This window comes from Bacillus sp. B2-WWTP-C-10-Post-4 (assembly GCF_009183805.1).
GTDB classification, from domain to species: domain Bacteria; phylum Bacillota; class Bacilli; order Bacillales; family Bacillaceae_G; genus Bacillus_A; species Bacillus_A cereus.
This window is the reverse complement of sequence record NZ_WEII01000017.1, coordinates 42,162-63,455: the sequence shown is the minus strand read 5'-3', so window position 1 is coordinate 63,455 and position 21,294 is coordinate 42,162. Positions and strand designations below refer to the sequence as shown.

Here is a 21,294-nt window from a genome sequence, read left to right as displayed (position 1 = left end):
TCCTTCACGCGTTCTTCTATCGAAATATATGAGCATATAGCTTGTACATATTCGTATGGAGTTTCTTTTTTCATGAGGAAAAGAAGCGTATGTTATAATATAAGGACAAAACTACAGAAAAAGAGTAAAGGGAGGACTTATGGAGCAAAAGCAACATCGAAAAGAAAGTGTTATTCATCTCATTTATCGTTTAGTTATGATTATTTTTGGAGCAGCATGCGCGGCGGTAGCAATTGAACTATTTTTAATGCCAAATAAAATTATTGATGGTGGAATTATTGGTATTTCTCTTATATTAGATTATCTTACTCCTAACATTTGGTGGTTAAGTTTTTCTACTTTAGTCGTTGTTCTCAATATCCCATTTATGTATTCCGGTTATAAGCAAATTGGAAAAACATTTATGTTATCTTCGACATTTGGTATTGTAGCGTTAGCTTTCATTGAGTCAACGTTACATGCGGTACCACCATTTACAACAGAACCTATTTTAGCGACAGTGTTTGGTGGTCTTATTTTAGGTCTTGGTGTAGGACTTGTAATTCGTCATGGTGGATCGCTAGATGGAACTGAAATTATGGGGATTTTATTAACGAAGAAATTACCGTTCTCTGTTGGTGAATTCGTAATGTTTGTGAACTTATTTATTTTTGCATGGGCAGCATTTGTGTTTGGTGTGGAACAAGCGATGTATTCTGTTATGACGTACTATATCGCATTTAAAACGATCGATACAGTAATTCAAGGGCTAGATGAAACGAAGGCGGTTTTAATTGTATCTGATCAATATGAGGAAGTATCAAACGCGATTTTGCATCGTCTTGGCCGTGGAACTACAAAGCTTGTAGCGAAAGGTGGTTACACGGATAAAGAAAAAGAAGTTATTTATGCAGTTGTAACGCGTCTAGAAGTGACGAAGTTAAAATCAATTGTGCATGAAATTGATGAAAATGCGTTTGTTACGATTATGAGCACGCAAGAGACAAATGGTGGTAAGTTTAAATCGGCTATTCACTAAAAAGTTTATAGGAATATTTTTCGAAAGCAGAGAATTTTTCTCTGCTTTTTGTTATAATAGTAAGGTTTCTTGAAAAAATAGATATATTTTAGGCAGATTGGTTTACAACTATAATAAGCTGTACTATAATTCAAATAGATATAAATCGGAATCATTCTGAATTAAAATAGGTGAGATGCTATGAATAATATATTAGAAATTGAAGGTTTAACATTCCGATACGAAGATCGGAATGTGTTAGAAAATATTAATTTGCAAGTTCCGAAGGGAGCTTTTTTAGGTTTAGTGGGACCGAATGGTTCAGGTAAATCAACTCTACTTAAGTGTTTATTAGGTGTTTTAAAGCCAAAAGAAGGAAGCATTCGCGTGTTTGGCGTTGATAGTAAGAAGTTTAAGGAATGGAACAAAGTTGGTTATGTATCCCAAAAGGCAAATAGTTTCAATTCTGGTTTTCCAGCAACTGTTTCTGAAGTTGTGTCAATGGGACTTGTTTCGAAAAAAGGGCTTTTTCGCTTTTTCACAAAAGAGGATAAGAAAAAGGTAGAAAAAGCAATTGCTGATGTAGGGATGAGTGAGTTTCAAGGTCGTAACATTGGAGAGCTTTCTGGTGGACAGCAACAGCGTGTATTTATTGCTCGTGCGCTCGTTAGTGATCCTGAATTGCTTATTTTGGACGAGCCTACTGTTGGAATCGATGTAAAAAATGTGGAAAGTTTTTACGAAATATTAGAGGATTTAAACAAAAGGCTCGGGATCACATTAATTCTTGTTACTCATGATATGGGAGCTGTTACTGAAAAAGTAACACATGTTGCATGCCTAAACCAACATCTACATTTCCATGGAAATGTAGAGAAGTTCCGAGAGTTAGAAGATGCAGAAATGTCCGTCTTATATGGACATCATGTTCATCGTTTAGAACACGAACATGAGCATCACGGGAGGATATAATGATACAAGATTTTTTACAATATGACTTTTTACGTAATTCTTTATACGCAGGTATTTTAATTGGACTTGTTGCACCGCTAATTGGTGTGTTTGTTGTTATTCGTCGTTTATCTCTTATTGCGGATGCATTAAGTCACGTGACGTTATCGGGTATTGCAGCAAGTTTATTACTTGAAAAAACCATTTTTACAGGTGGGTTTTTAAACCCCTTATATATGGGGATGATTTTCTCGATTGGTGGAGCGCTACTAATCGAAAAGTTACGAACTGTATATAAGCACTATCAAGAATTAGCAATTCCAATTATCCTTTCGGCAGGGATGGGGGTTGGAGTTATTTTCATTTCACTTGCAAATGGATTTAACACAGACTTATTTAGTTATTTATTTGGTAGTGTCAGTGCTGTAACAAGTACAGATTTAATTATTATTGGTATTGTAGCAATTGTTGTTGTTGCGACAATTATTTTATTATATAAAGAGCTGTTTCTATTATCATTTGATGAGGAATACGCAGTATCAACTGGTTTAAGAGCGAAATGGATTCACTTTATTTTCATTATATTAGTTGCTCTTGTCATTGCAGTATCAATGCGTGTAGTGGGGGTTCTTCTTGTATCATCATTAATGACGTTACCAGTTGCAGCAAGTATTCGTATTGCTAAAGGATTTAAACAAACAATTTTCTTTTCCATTTTATTCGGTGAAATTGCAGTAATTGGTGGAATGTTTGCTTCGTATCAACTTGATCTAGCGCCAGGTGGTACAATTGTTATGATAGCAGTTCTTATTTTAATCGGTGCGATTTTATGGAAGAAGAAAAAAACTGCATAAAGTAGGGATAGGTATGAATCTAACAGAAGCTTTACGCCTAATGAAAGAAAAAGGATACAAACATACTGGAAAAAGAGAAGAGATGCTCAGATTATTTGCAGCACATAATCGTTATTTAACTGCGAAAGACGTTTTAGAGCATATGAAGGACGATTATCCAGGGCTTAGTTTTGATACGATTTATCGTAACTTAACAGTTTTTGCTGAGATTGGTGTTTTAGAACAAACGGAATTAAATGGTGAAAAACATTTTCGTTTTACTTGTTCTATTATGGAACATCATCATCATTTTATTTGTTTGGATTGTGGGGGAACGAAAGAGATTACTTCCTGCCCAATGGATTTTATGAATAAAGATTTTACCGATTATGAAGTAACGGGTCATAAGTTTGAAATATATGGTCGTTGTCCAAAATGTGCAAAGTAAAAGCTCGTCGGTTAAACTGACGAGCTTTTTTACGTAGAAAAGAAGGTTGCTCACAAATATTGTGGCAACCTTCTTTTTATTGTTCTTGTGTCTCTTTTTCTTTTTCTCGCTCAGCAGCCATTTCAGCAGCAATTACGTCGATCTCTTTTTTCAGTTCTTCTACCATTGTTTCTTCTGGTACTTTACGAACGACTTGCCCTTTACGGAATAATAATCCCTCTCCACGTGCACCGGCAATACCGATATCAGCTTCACGAGCTTCACCAGGACCATTTACAGCGCAACCAAGTACTGCAACTTTAATTGGTACTTGAAGTGTAGAGATGTATTCTTCCACTTCGTTAGCGATGCTAATTAAATCAATTTCAATACGACCACAAGTTGGACAAGAGATAAGTGTTGCTGCGTTAGACGCAAGACCGAATGATTTTAATAGTTCACGAGCAACTTTTACTTCTTCAACTGGATCAGCACTTAATGAAATACGTAGTGTATTTCCGATGCCTTTATTTAAGATTGCTCCAAGACCAGCAGCACTTTTTACAGTTCCGGCAAACAATGTTCCGGACTCTGTAATACCTAAATGTAATGGATAATCAAAAGCACGAGCAGCTTTCTCGTATGCTTCAATTGCTAAGTTAACATCAGAGGCTTTCATAGATACGATAATATCGTGGAAATCTAAGTCCTCTAAAATTTTAATATGATGTAGCGCACTCTCAACCATACCATCTGCAGTTGGGTACCCGTACTTTTCTAAAATGTGACGCTCTAATGAACCAGCGTTTACACCAATACGGATTGGAATACCGCGCTCTTTTGCTGCATTTACAACAGCTTCTACTTTATGGCGACGACCAATGTTACCTGGATTGATACGTACTTTATCAATGCCACCTTCAATTGCTTTTAAAGCAAGGCGATAATCAAAATGAATATCAGCAACAAGTGGAATGTTGATTTGTTTTTTTATATCAGCAATAGCATCTGCTGCGCGTTCATCTGGAACGGCAACGCGGACGACTTGACAGCCGGCTTCTTCTAAACGCTTAATTTCAGCAACTGTTGCTTCAACATCATGTGTTTTTGTTGTTGTCATACTTTGTATAATTAATTCATTATTACCGCCGATTGTTAAATTACCGACTTTAACTGGACGTGTTTTTGTACGATGAGTCATTTCATTCACGAATAGATCGCTCTCCTTATAAAAGAAGTTTCTTATTTAGTCCCTCATATCAATGATAGTATACGTGATATAGGGCTATAGAAACCGAAGTACTCGGTTTCACTTTTACTATTGTATCAGCGCCTTTATGTAATTGACAAGGATTAAGTGATAGCTTATTGATATAAGGGGAATTTATAAGACTTTCCAATTTGTATTTTTGTAGCAGATGTACTTTTATTTAATTGTTTAAAGTCGTCAATGACTTTTTCTATGGAAGGAATTTTTTTCTTGTTAATTTGTTCTGTAATAGAAAGAACTGTCTCACCAGTTTTTACTTCAATTGTTTTATAAGATACATCTGTTTCTTTTTCTGTTTTGTTCTCTTTATTTTGTTGACTGTCTGTGTTTTCTTTTTTAATCGTTTGAGCAGCAGTTGTTTTTTTATATGAACTTAACATCGGTAAAGTACCGATTTTTATATCGTAATAAAATATATAACCGAGAACAAGCACGAATAGGAATATACCTAATCTTTTCATATTCTTCACTCCTTTGCTAGGAATATATGCTTGTCCAAAAAAAAAATGCCTATTTAGGCATTTTTTTCGTTCTTATTTTTCTTTCGGTTTTGGAACTTCTTTAATCGTTAAGTACAGAACAATTAAAACAACTGCGATATAGATGAATGTTGATCCAGGTACGACAATTTTACATGCGTCCATAATCATAAAGAAGATTGTTGGAATTGTGTAGCTGTATGCAGTTAGTGTCCAAACTTGTTTATAGGATAGTTTACGTTGACCGCTCATAGCAGAACCGATGAACGCAAGTAAAGTCACGCCTACAAAAGTAATGAATAATTGGAATAGGTACACTAAGAATCCAATAACAAATAATAAAATCGGATAAATATTATCGAATAAAGAAATAAATTCTTGTAGATCTTTTTTCTCAAGAGATGCACCTAACAAATCGTTATAAGAATACGTTTGTATTTGACCATTTCCCATAGAGACTACTTTATCTTTTAAAACAAATAAACCTGTTTTATTTTGATATTTTTCTAGGTCTGTTGAATTTGGATCAAATACGAAAAGTGCATTTCCTTCTTCTTTTTCAATAGGTTGATCAATATCGGCTTTTAGTTCGCCATTTTCAATTTTAAAATCAGGTAAATCTTTATCGATGACTTGATTTACCATGCTTACACCATCTTGGATAAAACTACCGTACAAAAAAGTTCTTGGAATAGTAGTAATTAAGCAAAGTAGCATAATATACAAAATGGTTTTACCGATTTTTTGAAAACGGAATAGCGCCATATCTTTAGGCGAGTATATGCTTTTTACGAATTGGGTAAATATGGACATAGATTCACTTCCTTTATGTATGTATAAAATCATTGTAACGTAGTAATCTAGAGAATCTCAAGATATATTATATTTACATATAGTGGAGATAACTAAATTTCTTTTATTAACTTTCTTCTTTTAAATAAGAAAAATACAATTGACACTTTTCTTTTCTATATGGTAAATTTATCTTACATTTCTTAAAGAGCATATCCGATAGGAATTCCTTTACTTGATATGTTGTTACATACATAATTGTGGACCCTTAGCTCAGCTGGTTAGAGCAGACGGCTCATAACCGTCCGGTCGTAGGTTCGAGTCCTACAGGGTCCATATCCATTTCACATGTTTATTATGTTAGCAGGAAGCTTCCTTGTAGAAGGAAGCTTTTTTTACGGAATATATGAGCATTTTAATTGAAAAGAAGTGGGAATTTTGCTACTTTAATGATAGCAAGACAATGTGATTTATTTGTTTGCACCCTATGGCAATTAGGGTAGAATGAAGTTGTATGTCACTTAAGTGGCAATACATAAACTGGGAGGAATATAACAATGGCAAAACACGAATTACCAAATTTACCTTATGCGTATGATGCTTTAGAGCCTCACTTTGACAAAGAAACAATGAACATCCATCATACAAAACATCACAACACGTACATTACAAACTTAAACGCTGCTTTAGAAGGTCATGCAGAATTAGCTGACAAAAGCGTAGAAGAATTAGTTGCAAACTTAAACGAAGTACCAGAAGCAATCCGTACAGCAGTACGTAACAATGGTGGCGGACATGCTAACCATACATTCTTCTGGACAATCCTATCTCCAAACGGCGGAGGACAACCTGTAGGTGAACTTGCAACTGCAATTGAAGCAAAATTCGGTAGCTTCGATGCATTCAAAGAAGAATTCGCAAAAGCTGGCGCAACTCGCTTCGGTTCTGGTTGGGCTTGGTTAGTAGTAAACAATGGTGAGTTAGAAGTAACAAGCACTCCAAACCAAGATTCTCCTTTAACTGAAGGTAAAACGCCAGTTATCGGTTTAGATGTTTGGGAGCATGCTTACTACTTAAACTACCAAAACCGTCGTCCAGACTACATCGGTGCATTCTGGAACGTTGTAGATTGGAACGCTGCTGAAAAACGTTACCAAGAAGCAAAATAATTGTAACAAATATAGAAAAAGCTAGGGAAGAGCCCCTAGCTTTTTTCTATGCTTTCCTTTTACATAATTGGGCTTGTCTTTGGAAGACTAGAACATGAAGTAAAGGAGAGTTGTGTATGAAATGGAAACATATAATTGGTGACGTTGAAGTGAATCGGGATTTAGTGTTATTGCTCCTTATAGGAGGTTTATACACGCTCGCAATTTCTTTATCGAATACGTTTGTAAATATTTATTTATGGAAACAAACACAAAATTATGTGAATCTTGGCTTGTATAATTTAGCCAGCGTGGTATTACAGCCTCTCACATTTCTTGTAGGGGGGAAATTAGCGAAACGTATCGATCGCTCGATTTTATTACGAATAGGGGTAGGAACGCTCGCAATTTTTTTTATCGTTGTCTTAGTAGCAGGGAAAAGTGCTTCTCAGTATATTCTATTAATGGGGGCTCTTTTAGGAGTAGGATACGGTTTTTACTGGTTGGCTTTTAACTTATTGACATTTGAAATTACAGAACCAGAAACAAGAGATTTCTTTAATGGGTTTCTTGGACTTCTTACATCCTTCTCTGGGATGATTGGACCAATAGCAGCAGGATACACAATTTCACGTATGGAGAAATGGAGTGGCTATACTGTTATATTCTTTCTTTCATTAGTTCTATTTGCAATTGCTGTCGTCTTAAGCTTCTTTTTATCTAAAAGAGAATGTGAAGGGCGTTATGAAATCGTGCAAGTATTGAAAGAACGACGGATTGATAAAAATTGGGGAAAGATTACACGAGCTCATTTTTTCCAAGGATTGAGAGAAGGGACGTTTATTTTTGTCATTTCAGTATATGTTTATTTAGCAACTAATAGTGAGTTCGCATTAGGGAAATACAGTTTAGTGAACTCTGCTGTATCCTTTGTATGTTATTACTTAGTTGCTCGTATGTTAAAGAAGGAGTGGCGAAAAAAAGCAATTTTACTTGGGGGCATTATTTTATATGCTGTCGTCTTTTTAGTTATTTTCAATGTTACATACACGAAATTACTTATTTATGCGGCATGTATTGCGATTGCATATCCTATTTTACTTGTTCCGTACGGATCAATGACATATGACGTAATTGGTAGAGCGAAAAATGCGAGAGAATGGCGTGTGGAATATGTCGTTGTTCGGGAGTTATGGTTAAACGCCGGAAGAATCTGTTCCATTTTAAGTTTTTTATGTGCTGTACTATTCTTTCCACCTGAAAAAAGTTTACCTTACTTATTATGTATTTTAGGTGCTGGACATTTTCTTATTTATTTTGCAGTTAAAAATGTCAAATATGATGAGGGAAATGCGAGTAAAACAAGTGTTGTAACGCAAGAGAACGCGCAAAACCAAACTGAACCAGAAGGTTAACTTCTCGTTTGTTTTATGCTAGAATAGAAAAAGATGTAAGACAGCAGTGAGGACACCTGTATGAGGGTGTCCCTTTCACATTACATAGCTGTTGGTAGAGGGGGTTTGTATGAGCAAGAAGCAGAAGCAAAATAAGAAAAAGACCCACGTTCCTTTTCGATTAAACGTGTTGTTTTTCTGCGTGTTTTTAATGTTCTCCGCGGTTATTGTAAGGCTCGGATATGTACAAATTGTTCGCGGTGAAGAATATAAGAATGAAGTGGAGAAGAAAGAAAACTCAACGATAAGTAATCCTGTACCGCGTGGGAAAATATTTGACCGTTATGGGCGACCTGTAGTAGATAATGCAGCCATTCGTACTATTACATTTACAAAAATGAAGGGATCAACTGCAGAGGATCGCTTAGAAACAGCGAAAAAGCTAGCAGATTTGATTGAAGTACCGACAGATAAATTAACAGATCGCGATAAAAAAGATTATTGGCTTGCTATGCATAAAGAGGAAGCTAAAGAAAAAATTACGAATAAAGATCGTCAAGAGTTTAAAGATAAAAAAATTGATGATAAAGAATTAGACGAGCGTCAGCGAAGTCGTGTAACAGAAGAAGAGATTAATCAATTATCCGCAAAAGATCTAGAAATACTAGCGATTAAGAGTAAGATGGACGGCGGATATGCAATGACACCTCAAGTTCTTAAGAAAAATGCAACAGATGAAGAATATGCGATTATTAGTGAAAATTTAGCGCAATTACCGGGAGTAGATACAAGTGTTGATTGGGAACGAAAATATGCATATGATGGTGATTTGTTCCGAAGTGTACTTGGTGGTGTAACAACTTCTGACGAAGGTTTACCGAGAGAAAGACTAGATTACTATCTTGTTCGTGATTACAATCGAAATGACCGAGTAGGAAAAAGTTATCTTGAACAACAGTATGAAGATAGTCTGCACGGTACGAAAGCAGAAGTTAGAAATGTTACAGATAAAAACGGTAATATTTTAGAAACGATTAATGTATCAAAAGGACAAAGTGGTAATGACCTGAACTTAACAATTGATATGGAATTACAAAAGCGCGTGGAAGATATTCTTGCGAAGAATTTAATGAGGTTTAAAGGAAGCGAACCTCTTTTAGATCGCGCATTTGTTGTAATGATGAACCCAAAAAATGGTGAAGTTTTATCTATGGCGGGGAAACAATTAGTTAACGAAGATGGCCAAACGAAAGTAAATGACTTTGCATTAGGTACCATGACAAGTTCTTATCCGATGGGATCAACTGTAAAAGGTGCAACAGTACTTACTGGATATCAAACTGGTGCGATTCAACCAGGGGCAGTACAATTGGATGAACCAATTAAATTAAAAGGTACACCTACGAAGTCGTCTTGGAAAACGATGGGATATATTAATGACCTTACAGCTTTAAAAATGTCTTCTAACGTTTATATGTTTAAAACAGCGATGAATATCGCCGGTGTTCAGTATGTGAGAGGTGGTACGTTAGATATACCTCAAAAAGCATTTGATACGATGCGTTATTATTTCGGACAGTTTGGACTTGGTGTAAAAACAGGAATTGATTTACCGAATGAATCTGCTGGTCAGATGGGTAAGAGTAGTCAACCAGGTTTCTTACTAGATTTATCAATTGGACAGTATGATACGTATACACCGCTTCAATTAGCGCAATATATTTCGACGATTGCCAATGGCGGATATCGTATGCAACCACAAGTTGTAAAAGAAATTCGTCAACCGGCAGTGAAACCAGATGAAGTTGGGAAAGTTGTTCAATCTATGGAACCGAAAGTATTAAATCGTATTGATATGCCGGAATCGCAAATTAAACGCGTTCAAGAAGGATTTAGACAAGTGTATAATGATTCAGGTGGTACAGCTACAAAGTACTTTACAGGTGCAAAATATAAAGCTGCTGGGAAAACTGGTACAGCTCAAACTGTGTATGGCGGAGATAAAGAGATTGGTAGAAAGGCAAACGGTGAACGTGTGGAAACATATAACTTAACATTAGTAGGTTATGCGCCACTTGAAGATCCAGAAGTAGCATTCTCTGTTGTCGTTCCATGGGTACATGATGATAAGACTGGTATTAATGGATATATTGGTCGTGAAATTATGGACGCTTACTTTGATTTGAAAAACAAAGAAGTAAATGGTGAAGCTCCAAAAGATGATAAAGACAATAAAAACAAAGATCAAGATGATGAATAAAAAAGTTGTAAAAAAGCACACTATATGAAAAGATAGTGTGCTTTTTTTTATGGTTTATGCATATCGTGTAATAAATGTGGACAAGTATACAACATTGAAAAAACGCGGCTCTATAAATGATACTTGTATATGGTGGGATAGGGGATAAATATTTTATAGGGAAATCATCAGAGGAAATGAATAGCTACTACTGAATTAAAATTGTATCGTATGTTGATTTTTGTGGAACTTTACAAAACTTTTACAAACAATTAAAACCGAATTAATAGTTTAGCAGTATTCTTATATCTGTAATCCTGTTATTTCCGGTTACTTCTAGGAGGAAGAACACGTGAAATGGATGCGTACACCGATTAAGATTATCGTATTATCAATATGGTTCCTCTGTTTTGAAATGTCTACTGCATTTGCTTTAAATGATACGGGAGAAGTGAGAGTTGATGGATCCTCAACGGTTTTTCCTATTATAGAAGCAGTAGCGGAGGAATATACAAAGGTGCATCCAGACGTGAAAATTTCCATCAGTATTTCTGGAACTGGGGGAGGATTTAATCGTTTCAGTAAAGGAGAAGTAGATATAAATAATGCTTCGAGAGTAATGAAACAAGTCGAGAAAAATGAAATGAAGAAAAACTCTATTCAGTTCACACCTTTTGAGGTTGCTAACGACGGTCTTACGATTGTTGTGAATCGCCATAATACATGGGTAGACGATATGTCAGTAGACGAGTTACGACTACTTTGGAGTGAAGATGGAAGAGAGAAGCGATGGTCACAAATTCATTCAACATGGCCACGTGAACAAGTGAAGTTTTATGCACCAGGCGTAGACTCTGGTACGTATGATTATTTTCAAAATGTCATCTTACAAAATCATCGCATTATAAAAAAAGTCTCTTTGTCTGAAGATGATCAAGTTATTATGCAAGGGGTAATGAATGATAAACATGCCATTGCTTTTGTAGGATATGCTTATTATATGGCTAATCGAGATAAGGTGAAAGCAATAAAAGTAAATGGTGTATTTCCGACGAAAGAGACCATTCAATCAGGTAAGTATAAGCCGTTATCTAGGCCGCTACTTGCTTATGTGAATAATGCATCTATCCGAAATAAAATGAATGTAGCAAACTATGTTGAGTTTATGATTCAGCATGTCGGTAACCTCGCTGAAGAGGTCGGGTATGTAAAATTACGAAAAGAAAAATACAATGAACAGCTGCGTATGTTAACAGAAATAAAAAGGTAATGTCAGGGTGGAAAGGGGTTTTCATCTTTGGCTCATAATGACAAAAGTCAAATTACATTTTCTGTACAACATTTGATTGAAAGAAATACAAAACAAAGAAAAAAAACGCAGCGAATCAATCGAATAGTGCCTTTATTACTAAAAATAATTGCTAGCGTTTCTATTGTGACGACACTTGGAATTGTTTTTACGCTCTCTAATGAAACAATCATGTTTTTTCAAAAAATATCATTATACTCCTTTTTGACGGAGAAAGAATGGTTACCATTTTTTGAAGACCCTAAATTCGGTATATTACCACTCATATGTGGAACGTTCCTTATAACTGCAATTGCTATGTTTGTAGCAATTCCTATCGGTTTAGCGTGTGCCGTATTTTTAAGCGAATATGCTTCAAATAGTGCACGGAAAATATTAAAGCCGATGTTAGAGCTATTAGCAGGTATCCCGACAATTGTATATGGTTTTTTTGCATTAACAATTGTTACGCCGCTTTTACAAAGGCTTATACCAGATTTACAGTTTTTTAATGCGATTAGTCCAGGAATCGTTATCGGATTTATGATGATGCCTACCGTTGCATCTCTATCTGAAGACGCGATGAGAGCTGTGGCGAAAGGGACGAAAGAAGCTTCATTAGCACTCGGAGCGACGCGGTTTGAAATGGTAAAACAAGTGGTGTTTCCGTCCGCTTTTACAGGGATTATGGCAGCAATTATATTAGCGGCTTCTCGTGCAATTGGTGAAACGATGATTGTTGTAATTGCAGCAGGATCCACACCAAATGTATCGCTTGATCCGACACATTCAATTCAAACGTTAACAGCCTATATTGTGCAAGTAAGTTTAGGTGATGCTCCGCATGGAACGATTACGTATTACAGCATGTATGCTGTAGGTGCAACGTTATTTTTGTTTACCTTTATTATGAACATCATTTCGCAGTCTATTATGCGCCGTTTTAGGAGGATGACATAATATGCGAATGTTGAATCATAAAAAAATACAAAAAAACATGGCATCACGCTTTTTAAAAGATCGAATTTACAAATTGTTATTTTATATAGCAATTTTATTTTCAATCGTAATTTTGTTTTTGTTACTGTTTCAAATTGTTGAAAAAGGTATAAGTTATCTTTCAATAGATTTCTTTACAAATTTCGCTTCACGTAATCCGAAAGAAGCTGGTATTGCTGCAGCTTTGTCAGGGACAATATTATTTATGAGTATTGTTATACCTGTTTCTTTTATATTTGGAGTTGGAACAGCACTTTATTTAGAGCAATATGCGAAGGAATCTCTATTTAAAAAAATAATAGAGATTAATAATCAAACGTTAGCAGGAGTACCATCCGTTGTATTTGGATTGCTTGGTTTAACTATTTTTGTATATGCTCTTCATTTAGGAGAGAGTATAGTTGCAGCAGCGCTGACGATGAGTTTACTCGTTTTACCAACAGTTGTTGTGGCGAGTCAAGAAGCAATTCGATCAGTACCAAGTGTATTATTAGAGGGTTCTTACGGATTAGGTGCTACGAAGTGGCAAACGATGTATCAAATTGTATTGCCATATGCTTTCCCAGGGATTATAACGGGCTGTACGTTAGCGATATCAAGAGCAATTGGAGAAGCTGCACCACTATTAGTTATTGGGGCACTTGCGTTTGCAAATTATGTTCCATTTAGTATGTTTGATAGATTTACAGTTCTACCAATTCAAATTTTTAATTGGATGAGTAGGCCACAAGAAGAATTTCAGTATGTAGCAGCAGCTGGGATGATTGTTTTGTTAGGTTTGTTGCTATTTATCAATATATTTGTTTTATGGTTACGAAATCGAAAATAAGTTAGAAATGGATGGAAGGGGAATTCAAATGGTAGCAACAGTAGTAAATGTACAGGTGAAAAATGAAGAGAAAATCGAGACTGCGCCAAAGAAGGTAGTATTTGATACGAAAAACTTAAATTTATGGTACGGGGAAGACCATGCTTTAAAAGATATTAATTTAAGTATTCATGAGAATGAAGTTACAGCCATTATCGGTCCAAGTGGCTGTGGTAAATCAACTTACTTAAAAACATTAAATCGCATGGTAGAATTAGTACCGATCGTTCGAACTACAGGTGTAATTGAGTATAGAGAACGCAATATATTTGATAAATCATATCCAGTTGAAGAATTAAGAACGCATGTAGGAATGGTGTTCCAAAAGCCAAATCCATTTCCAAAATCTATTTATGAGAATGTAGCATACGGTCCAAAAATCCATGGTATTCGTGACAAAAAGACATTAGATGAAATTGTTGAAAAAAGTTTACGTGGAGCAGCGATTTGGGATGAGTTAAAAGATCGTTTGCACGATAATGCATACGGTTTATCTGGTGGACAGCAACAGCGTCTATGCATCGCACGCTGCTTAGCTATTGAGCCAGACGTTATTTTAATGGATGAGCCAACATCGGCATTAGACCCAATTTCAACATTAAAAGTAGAAGAATTAATTCAAGAGCTAAAGAAAGATTTTAGTATTGTTATCGTAACGCATAATATGCAACAAGCAGCGCGTATTTCAGACAAAACAGCTTTCTTCTTAAGCGGGGAAGTTGTGGAGTATACAGATACAAACAAATTATTTACGACTCCTTCAGATAAGCGTACAGAAGATTATATTACAGGTCGCTTTGGTTGATATCGTTTCAAAGCTAAGAGCAAATGCCCTCTTAACAGAGGGCATTTCTTATTTTATCTTACTGTTAATAGAGAAGTAATACTTCTCCTTATCTTAAGGTTTATTACAAGCATAAAAGCCCGATTGATGAGGGGTGATTAAAGTTTCACTTTTATATAATGGCACATAATATTGAGGGGGAAGAAAAATGGTAAGAGAACAGTTTCGAGGTGATTTAAAAGCGTTACAGCAAAAGGTGATCGAGCTTGGAGAATTAGCAAATGCGGCTTTATTGATTGCTATGGAAGGTCTGCATACAAGGGATGTAGAGAAAGCGTTAGAGGTCATTGATGGTGATTACCGCATGGATAATTTAGAAGAGGAAATAAACGATCTTGCGCTTATGCTCATTACGAAGCAGCAACCTGTAGCAAGTGACTTAAGAAGGATTTTTATTTCAATTAAAACAGCGACAGATTTAGAGCGTATTGCAGATCATGCTGTTAATATTGCAAAGGCTACAATTCGTCTTGGGGAAAAAGAAGTGGCTGTTAGTTTGCACAACCTGGATGAAATGTTTGCGGTTGCAAATGAGATGTTGCATTTAGCGTTAGAAGCATATGAACAAGAAAATTTAACTTTTGCGAAACAAATTGCTGAAATGGATGATTCCGTTGATGAAATATATGGAAAAGCAATTCGTGAGTTTATATCTTCGGTTCCAGAACAACCAGAAGCAATTACGCAAATTACACAATTATCATTTGTCGCGAGATATATTGAGCGTGTAGCAGATCATATTACAAATATTGCTGAAAATGTCTTTTATTTAGTAAAAGGAAAGCATTATTTATTGAATGAGTAGGAATTAAAGTAGGTGATGGGAAATCACCTACTTTTTTTAGTCAAAACATGACAAAAAAAGCTCGTTGTTTCCTTTAGTTTATGATGATAAGATGTATCATAATGTAATGGGAAAATTAGTATATATGTTGGTCGTTAATAAGTATTATTTAACAATTAATAGTAAGCGCTTTCTTGTTGTTTGAAATGTACGTTTTTATAGGTGAGAAATTTAATTATATGGTCTTCTAAATGAGGATTTGTTTAACTAATCAAGTTTATGCTGCTAGTTCATGTGGGATAGGGAATATACATATGGTATATGAAGTTACTGAACATTATATAAGTGGAGGCTGAAGTATATGAAGGGGGTTATTTTAGCTGGAGGAAAAGGAAGACGCCTTAGACCATTAACATGTAATACTCCAAAGCCGATGTTACCATTATTAGAAAAACCAGTTTTAGAATATAATATTGAGTTATTACGCCAGCATGGTATTCGTGAAATTGCAATTACTGTTCAATATATGAGTACGACCATTAAGCAATATTTTGGTGACGGTAGTAAATGGGGAGTTAACTTGTATTATTTTGAAGACTCTCCTCCGCTTGGCACAGCAGGGAGTATTAAACAAGCAGAACAATTTTTAGATGAAACATTTGTTGTGATAAGCGGGGATGCATTAACTGACTTTCAATTATCAGAAGGAATTAGGTTTCATGAACAAAAGAAAAGAATGGTAACAATGTTTGTGAAAGAAGTAGAAAATCCGCTCTCATTTGGATTGGTTGTAATAAATAAAGACCAGGAGGTTACACGATATATAGAAAAGCCGGGCTGGAATGAGGTAGTATCTAATGTTGTGAATACAGGCATATATATTATGGAGCCAGAAATCTTTTCTTACATACCGCCTAGACAATTTTGTGATTTCAGTCATGATGTGTTTCCGTTATTGGCAAACAAAAATGTATTATTCGCATATTTGTCAGAAGGTTATTGGTTAGATATCGGCACATTTAATCAATATCGACAAGCACAATTTGATTTGTTAACGAAAAAGTTACAAGTACCTATTCCTTATACGGAAGTATTACCGATGGTATGGATGGGAGAAGGGGTGACGATTGGTAAAGGGACGAAAATTCATGGCCCCTCTTTTATTGGAGAAGGAGTAAAGATTGGTACAGGAGCTGTAATTGAGCCATATTCTATTATTGGGAAAAATAGTATCGTTTCAAGTTATTCTCATCTTCAAAAAAGTATTGTTTTTGCGAATGCCCACATTGGGAAGTATTGTGAACTATTAGAAACGACAATAGGAGAGCGTACAATAGTTGAAGATGATGTTACACTGTTTCAAAAAAGCGTTGTAGCGGATCACTGTCATATCGGGAGAAGTACGGTAATTAAGCAAAAAGGAAAAGTATGGCCTTATAAGGCGATTGATAGTCATTCGATAGTAGGAGCGGCTGGTATTCAAGAGAGTGAAATGAGTGCAGGGTGGTTACAAAAAAGCCGCATTGTAGGAAGAGGGAATGTTGAAATTACTCCCCAGTTTATCGTGAAGATTGCGATGGCGTATGGTTCTCTTTTTAAAAAAGGAGAAAGTATATTAATTGGAAGTCAAGAAAATATAGAAACAACCTCTTATAAAAATTTATTTTTACATGCTATTCATGGTATAGGGATTCATACGATGGAATGTAAAGAAATGAACGAGTCACTTTTTCAATATAGTGTTCATCATTTGCAATGTGCAGGTGGTGTTTTCATTCAAGTGGAGAATGAGAATGAGATTGTTATAAAGTTATACGGTCAAGCTGGCATGCCGTTAACGTATAAGCAGCAAAAAGAGATAGAACAAGTATATATGTCCGAATTGTTTTATTACGTGATGGAGAAAGAAATGGGGCGTAATAAGCTGGTTCATGTTTCTATGAATGAGTATATAGAAGTTATATTGGAGCATATTGATATCGAGAAAATACAGATGCAGAAGTTTCATCTTCTTATTAATAAGAGAAATGATACGTTGCAACATTTACTTATGCTCTTTCTGCAAAGACTTGGTTGTACAGTTACATGGATTTATGCAAGCGAACAAAAAGATCATGTGAAAGCTTTGATGAAATCAAGTAAAGCGAATATGGCTCTTATATTTTCTGAGCAAGGAAATCATTTCGAGTTATACGATAAACATAGTAATATTTACCAAGGTACAGATTTGGAAGAGGTAGATATTCCAGATTTCTTACTCGAATCGACAGGAAATATTTACCCAATGTCTTTGAAGTTAGGGGAATGTTATCTTCTATTTTATACGCAGGATGAAAGAAAGGCGTTTCAAGTAAGGTGGAAGCGAGATATTTTATATCGGATTGGAAAATTATTTGAGCTAATAGCATTGCAAGGAAAAACGTTTCTCAGCATAGTGGAGCAATCACCTCCGCTCTATTTACTTTATGATGAAGTGGTATGTTCATGGAATGAAAAAGGGGAAATTATGAGGAAATTATTGGATGATATAGAAAGGAAGGGAGAAGGTATATTTGAAGGAGTACAGTTCAAATATACTGAAAAAGAGTGGTCTTATATCGTTTCTGACACAAAACAACCAAAATTTTTGGTGTATTCACATGCTAGAAACCCAGTAATAGCAAGGGAAAACATGAAAAATCTTATAGAAAAAATTAGACAATATCAAAAGGTGTAGAATTTTTATTTTAAAAGTGGTATTATAGTATAGTCTGATTTAAGTTATTAGTACTGGAGGGAAATAAGAATGCGTGTGAATATTACTCTAGCATGTACAGAATGCGGAGATCGTAACTATATCTCAAAGAAAAATAAACGTAACAACGCTGAGCGTATCGAGCTTAAAAAGTATTGCAAGCGTGACAAGAAGTCTACGTTACACCGTGAAACAAAGTAAGCAGTAGGAATATTTTCCTACTGTTTCTTTTTTTTATTCGATTCCTATGTTAAAAGTGATACACTATCAGCATAGAGTAAAGTGTCACTGTAAGGGGGAGAGTGTGTGAAAGCAGAGAAAGTACGTTTGCGTAAACAAATAATAGAACACATGAATTCTTTATCAGAAGAACAGTATACAACTTTATCAGAACAGATTGCATTTTCGTTGTATGCGGAAAAAGAGTGGGTTGAAGCTAAAACAATTGGAATTACTCTTTCAATGGAAAATGAAGTGAATACATATCCTATTATCGAAAAAGCTTGGGAAGAAGGAAAGAAAGTTGTAGTTCCTAAGTGTAATAAAGGAACAAGAACGATGTCTTTCCGGCAAATTAATAATTTTGATCAATTAGAAACGGTGTATATGAATTTACGTGAACCGATTCCCGGGCTTACGGAAGAAGTGAATATGGATGAAATTGATCTTCAAATTGTCCCAGGCGTAGCTTATACAGAACGAGGAGAGCGAATTGGGTACGGCGGTGGCTATTATGATCGTTATCTCGTGCATTATAAAGGGAAAACGCTATCATTAGCGTATGATTTTCAAATGGTAAAACACATTCCGGTAGAGCCATTTGATAAAAATATAGAAAAAATTATTACAGAAAAAGGAACAATGCTTACAAATAAGCTTGTATAGACAAATAAAAATTGACGAGACTTTTTCTTCTTGATTATAATAAAATATGTGAACGTTTTCTTATTATAATTTTTTATAGTAAGTGAGCATAGAGGGTGATGAAATGGTATCTATTTATGATATTCAGCAATTGCTAAAGAAATTTGGTACGATTATTTATACGGGAGATCGAATTGCTGATTTACAATTAATGCAAGATGAATTGCGTGAATTAAATCAATCACAGCTAATCGATCCACAAGACTATCAAACAGCTTTATTTTTATTGAAGCAAGAAATTCAAAAAGAGCTAAATAAGAATTAGATAAAGGTAGGTAAGCAACATGGAAGAGAAATGGTTAGTTGGTGTTGACCTTGGTGGTACAACGATTAAATTAGCATTTATTAATGTATACGGTGAAATTTTACATAAGTGGGAAATCCCTACGAATACAGGTGAGCAAGGAAAACATATTACACTTGATGTTGCGAAAGCAATTGATAAAAAGCTAGAAGAATTAGGCGAATTGAAGAGCAAGTTAATTGGTATTGGTATGGGAGCTCCTGGTCCTGTACATGTGGCGTCTGGAATGATTTATGAAGCGGTTAATTTAGGATGGAAAAACTATCCGCTAAAAGATTTATTAGAAGTAGAAACAGGATTACCTGTTGTTATTGATAATGATGCAAACTTAGCAGCGCTTGGTGAAATGTGGAAAGGTGCTGGTGAAGGTGCAAAAGATTTAATCTGTATGACACTTGGTACGGGCGTTGGTGGTGGTGTAATCGCCAATGGTGAGATTGTACACGGCGTGAGTGGTGCTGCTGGTGAGATTGGACATATTACAGTCGTTACAGAAAATGCTTTCCCATGTAATTGCGGAAAGTATGGTTGCTTAGAAACAGTAGCATCTGCGACAGGTATTGTACGTGTTGCTATGCAAAAAATACAAGAGACTAATAAAGAGAGCATGTTGCGTTCTATGTTAGCTGAAGAAGGACGTATTACATCAAAAGATGTCTTTGAAGCACTTGGACAAGGTGATGAATTAGCAGGTGAAGTAGTAGAAAAAGTAGCCTCTTATTTAGGATTAGCTGTAGCGAACCTTTCTAGTACATTGAACCCAGAGAAAATTGTTATTGGTGGAGGCGTGTCTAAAGCTGGAGATGCGCTATTAGAACCAATTCAACGCTATTTCGAGCAATACGCTTTCTCACGTGCTGTAAAGAGCACGAAGTTAGCTATTGCAACACTTGGTAATGATGCAGGTGTTATCGGAGGAGCTTGGCTTGTAAAAAAGCACAAATACGAAGCGAAGATGATATAAGTTGTGAAATATGAAAAGAGGAAGGGGGAACCCTTCCTCTTTTTGTGTGAAATCTCGATGAAGAATAAAGTGTAAACGAATTAAGCTGCTGGTGGATACCCGTTATATAGAACAGTCATGATCGTAAACCATCCGAAAACGAGTACAGTTGCAATTGCAAAGCCGCTCGCGAAAAAGTTTTTTTCACGAAGTGTTCTAAGCGTAGCAAATACAGCTAACAGAGTGACAAGTGTAAAAATAATAACAAGGCCCATACAATATCCTCCTCTGTCTACCCATTTCTTATTATGAGTTTTTGGAATATTTACTCTTTTATATTGTACATGTTTTAAAAATGATTGTCGAGATAGCATCCTTTCTTTTCCTCAGAGAAAGAAATGTTGTATCATTAAAAGTAAGTTTAATAACTGGAGGAGATTTTCATATGAAATGGATACAAATGCCGTTAGGCCCATTACAAACAAATGCTTATATTTTAATGAACGATCAAAAAGAGTGCATTATCTTTGACCCTGGTCATGAAGGTGAAAAGCTCGTTACATATTTACAAGAAGAACAATTAAAACCATTAGCTGTTTTATTAACACATGCTCACTTTGATCATATCGGTGCTGTTGATGCGGTAAGAGACACTTTTCATATTCCTGTGTACGTACATAAAGAAGAAGCAGATTGGTTAGGAGATGCAACTGTAAACGGCTCTCAAATTTTTATGATGAACCGCAGTATTACAGCAAAACCAGCGGATCATATTATTGATGCAGAAGGTACATTAACAATTGGATCATTTAATTTTGAAATTTTTGAGACACCAGGACATTCTCCAGGAAGTATTTCTTATTATAGTAAAGAGGCGAATGCTGTATTCTCAGGAGATGTATTGTTCCAAATGAGCATTGGAAGAACAGATTTACCTGGTGGAAGTTTCGCTGAATTAATTGGAAGTATTGAAGAGAAATTATTTGTATTACCAGATGAAACAGCGGTTTTATGTGGACATGGTCCAGAAACAAGCATTGGCTTTGAAAAAGAAAATAATCCGTTTTTACAATAAG

The 21,294-nt window shown here is 35.4% G+C and carries 22 protein-coding genes and 1 tRNA gene; 19 read left to right on the top strand and 4 right to left on the bottom strand.

All coding sequences use genetic code 11. The annotated features are described in order from the left end of the window. Positions 1-139: 139 nt before the first annotated feature. The 4 genes from GBN78_RS10440 (at position 140) to GBN78_RS10425 (ending at position 3,229) form a co-directional block, all read left to right on the top strand. Positions 140-1,018, top strand: a complete 879-nt coding sequence (locus tag GBN78_RS10440) for a YitT family protein (protein WP_000435963.1) — start codon at positions 140-142, stop codon at positions 1,016-1,018. 180 nt (positions 1,019-1,198) lie between these two features. After that, on the top strand, positions 1,199-1,969 hold the full coding sequence (locus GBN78_RS10435; protein WP_001059662.1) for a metal ABC transporter ATP-binding protein: 771 nt from the start codon (positions 1,199-1,201) through the stop codon (positions 1,967-1,969). Continuing rightward, positions 1,969-2,802: a metal ABC transporter permease gene (locus GBN78_RS10430; protein WP_000613815.1), complete on the top strand. Its 834-nt coding sequence runs from the start codon at positions 1,969-1,971 to the stop codon at positions 2,800-2,802. The genes GBN78_RS10435 and GBN78_RS10430 overlap by 1 nt, the downstream gene beginning before the upstream one ends. Positions 2,803-2,815: 13 nt before the next feature. Further along, complete coding sequence (locus GBN78_RS10425; RefSeq protein WP_152127328.1) at positions 2,816-3,229, top strand: Fur family transcriptional regulator; 414 nt, start codon at positions 2,816-2,818, stop codon at positions 3,227-3,229. 76 nt (positions 3,230-3,305) lie between these two features. Here GBN78_RS10425 and ispG read toward each other — a convergent pair whose 3' ends face one another. The 3 genes from ispG to yqgB form a co-directional block, all read right to left on the bottom strand. Further along, positions 3,306-4,409, bottom strand: coding sequence for a flavodoxin-dependent (E)-4-hydroxy-3-methylbut-2-enyl-diphosphate synthase (gene ispG / locus GBN78_RS10420; RefSeq protein ID WP_153577907.1), 1,104 nt, complete (start codon positions 4,407-4,409; stop codon positions 3,306-3,308). Positions 4,410-4,573: 164 nt separating this feature from the next. Further along, positions 4,574-4,939, bottom strand: coding sequence for a protein YqfZ (gene yqfZ / locus GBN78_RS10415; protein WP_000825416.1), 366 nt, complete (start codon positions 4,937-4,939; stop codon positions 4,574-4,576). A 72-nt stretch (positions 4,940-5,011) separates the two neighbouring features. Continuing rightward, positions 5,012-5,770 (bottom strand): protein YqgB, encoded by a 759-nt coding sequence (yqgB, locus tag GBN78_RS10410; RefSeq protein ID WP_000021899.1) that lies wholly within the window; start codon positions 5,768-5,770, stop codon positions 5,012-5,014. Positions 5,771-6,011: 241 nt separating this feature from the next. On the opposite strand from yqgB, the gene GBN78_RS10405 reads away from it, so the two are divergent. From GBN78_RS10405 to glcK, 14 genes are all read left to right on the top strand, one after another. Beyond that, positions 6,012-6,085: transfer RNA gene (locus GBN78_RS10405), tRNA-Ile, on the top strand. Between the two features lie 221 nt (positions 6,086-6,306). Next, on the top strand, positions 6,307-6,918 hold the full coding sequence (gene sodA / locus GBN78_RS10400) for a superoxide dismutase [Mn] (protein WP_001052031.1): 612 nt from the start codon (positions 6,307-6,309) through the stop codon (positions 6,916-6,918). A gap of 116 nt (positions 6,919-7,034) precedes the next feature. Continuing rightward, entirely contained in the window at positions 7,035-8,312 is a 1,278-nt protein-coding gene (locus tag GBN78_RS10395) for an MFS transporter (RefSeq protein ID WP_000871385.1), read from the top strand. A 109-nt stretch (positions 8,313-8,421) separates the two neighbouring features. Further along, positions 8,422-10,551, top strand: a complete 2,130-nt coding sequence (locus GBN78_RS10390; RefSeq protein WP_098300069.1) for a peptidoglycan D,D-transpeptidase FtsI family protein — start codon at positions 8,422-8,424, stop codon at positions 10,549-10,551. 331 nt (positions 10,552-10,882) lie between these two features. After that, complete coding sequence (locus GBN78_RS10385; protein WP_152127326.1) at positions 10,883-11,800, top strand: PstS family phosphate ABC transporter substrate-binding protein; 918 nt, start codon at positions 10,883-10,885, stop codon at positions 11,798-11,800. Between the two features lie 27 nt (positions 11,801-11,827). After that, the gene (pstC, locus tag GBN78_RS10380) at positions 11,828-12,778 is read left to right on the top strand and encodes a phosphate ABC transporter permease subunit PstC (protein ID WP_000940912.1); all 951 of its coding nucleotides are present in this window, start codon (positions 11,828-11,830) and stop codon (positions 12,776-12,778) included. A 1-nt stretch (position 12,779) separates the two neighbouring features. After that, positions 12,780-13,646, top strand: a complete 867-nt coding sequence (pstA, locus tag GBN78_RS10375) for a phosphate ABC transporter permease PstA (protein WP_001242557.1) — start codon at positions 12,780-12,782, stop codon at positions 13,644-13,646. Between the two features lie 28 nt (positions 13,647-13,674). Further along, the gene (gene pstB, locus GBN78_RS10370) at positions 13,675-14,490 is read left to right on the top strand and encodes a phosphate ABC transporter ATP-binding protein (protein ID WP_000226681.1); all 816 of its coding nucleotides are present in this window, start codon (positions 13,675-13,677) and stop codon (positions 14,488-14,490) included. A gap of 187 nt (positions 14,491-14,677) precedes the next feature. Next, a complete protein-coding gene (gene phoU, locus GBN78_RS10365) occupies positions 14,678-15,334 on the top strand; it encodes a phosphate signaling complex protein PhoU (protein ID WP_088045462.1) in 657 nt (218 codons plus the stop codon). A gap of 340 nt (positions 15,335-15,674) precedes the next feature. Continuing rightward, positions 15,675-18,029 carry a sugar phosphate nucleotidyltransferase gene (locus tag GBN78_RS10360; RefSeq protein WP_000679333.1) on the top strand — a complete coding sequence of 785 codons (2,355 nt, stop codon included), beginning with the start codon at positions 15,675-15,677 and terminating at the stop codon, positions 18,027-18,029. A 69-nt stretch (positions 18,030-18,098) separates the two neighbouring features. Beyond that, positions 18,099-18,248 carry a 50S ribosomal protein L33 gene (gene rpmG, locus GBN78_RS10355; protein WP_001265616.1) on the top strand — a complete coding sequence of 50 codons (150 nt, stop codon included), beginning with the start codon at positions 18,099-18,101 and terminating at the stop codon, positions 18,246-18,248. Positions 18,249-18,353: 105 nt separating this feature from the next. Next, positions 18,354-18,932 (top strand): 5-formyltetrahydrofolate cyclo-ligase, encoded by a 579-nt coding sequence (locus GBN78_RS10350; protein ID WP_000642746.1) that lies wholly within the window; start codon positions 18,354-18,356, stop codon positions 18,930-18,932. A 103-nt stretch (positions 18,933-19,035) separates the two neighbouring features. Beyond that, positions 19,036-19,236 carry a YqgQ family protein gene (locus GBN78_RS10345; RefSeq protein WP_000253699.1) on the top strand — a complete coding sequence of 67 codons (201 nt, stop codon included), beginning with the start codon at positions 19,036-19,038 and terminating at the stop codon, positions 19,234-19,236. Positions 19,237-19,255: 19 nt separating this feature from the next. Then, positions 19,256-20,239 carry a glucokinase gene (glcK, locus tag GBN78_RS10340; protein ID WP_152127323.1) on the top strand — a complete coding sequence of 328 codons (984 nt, stop codon included), beginning with the start codon at positions 19,256-19,258 and terminating at the stop codon, positions 20,237-20,239. A gap of 80 nt (positions 20,240-20,319) precedes the next feature. On the opposite strand, the gene GBN78_RS10335 is transcribed toward glcK, so the two are convergent. Beyond that, a complete protein-coding gene (locus GBN78_RS10335) occupies positions 20,320-20,493 on the bottom strand; it encodes a DUF2759 domain-containing protein (RefSeq protein WP_000524852.1) in 174 nt (57 codons plus the stop codon). A gap of 170 nt (positions 20,494-20,663) precedes the next feature. Between GBN78_RS10335 and GBN78_RS10330 the strand changes: the two genes are divergently transcribed. Continuing rightward, entirely contained in the window at positions 20,664-21,293 is a 630-nt protein-coding gene (locus GBN78_RS10330; protein WP_000871233.1) for an MBL fold metallo-hydrolase, read from the top strand. Position 21,294: the final 1 nt, after the last annotated feature.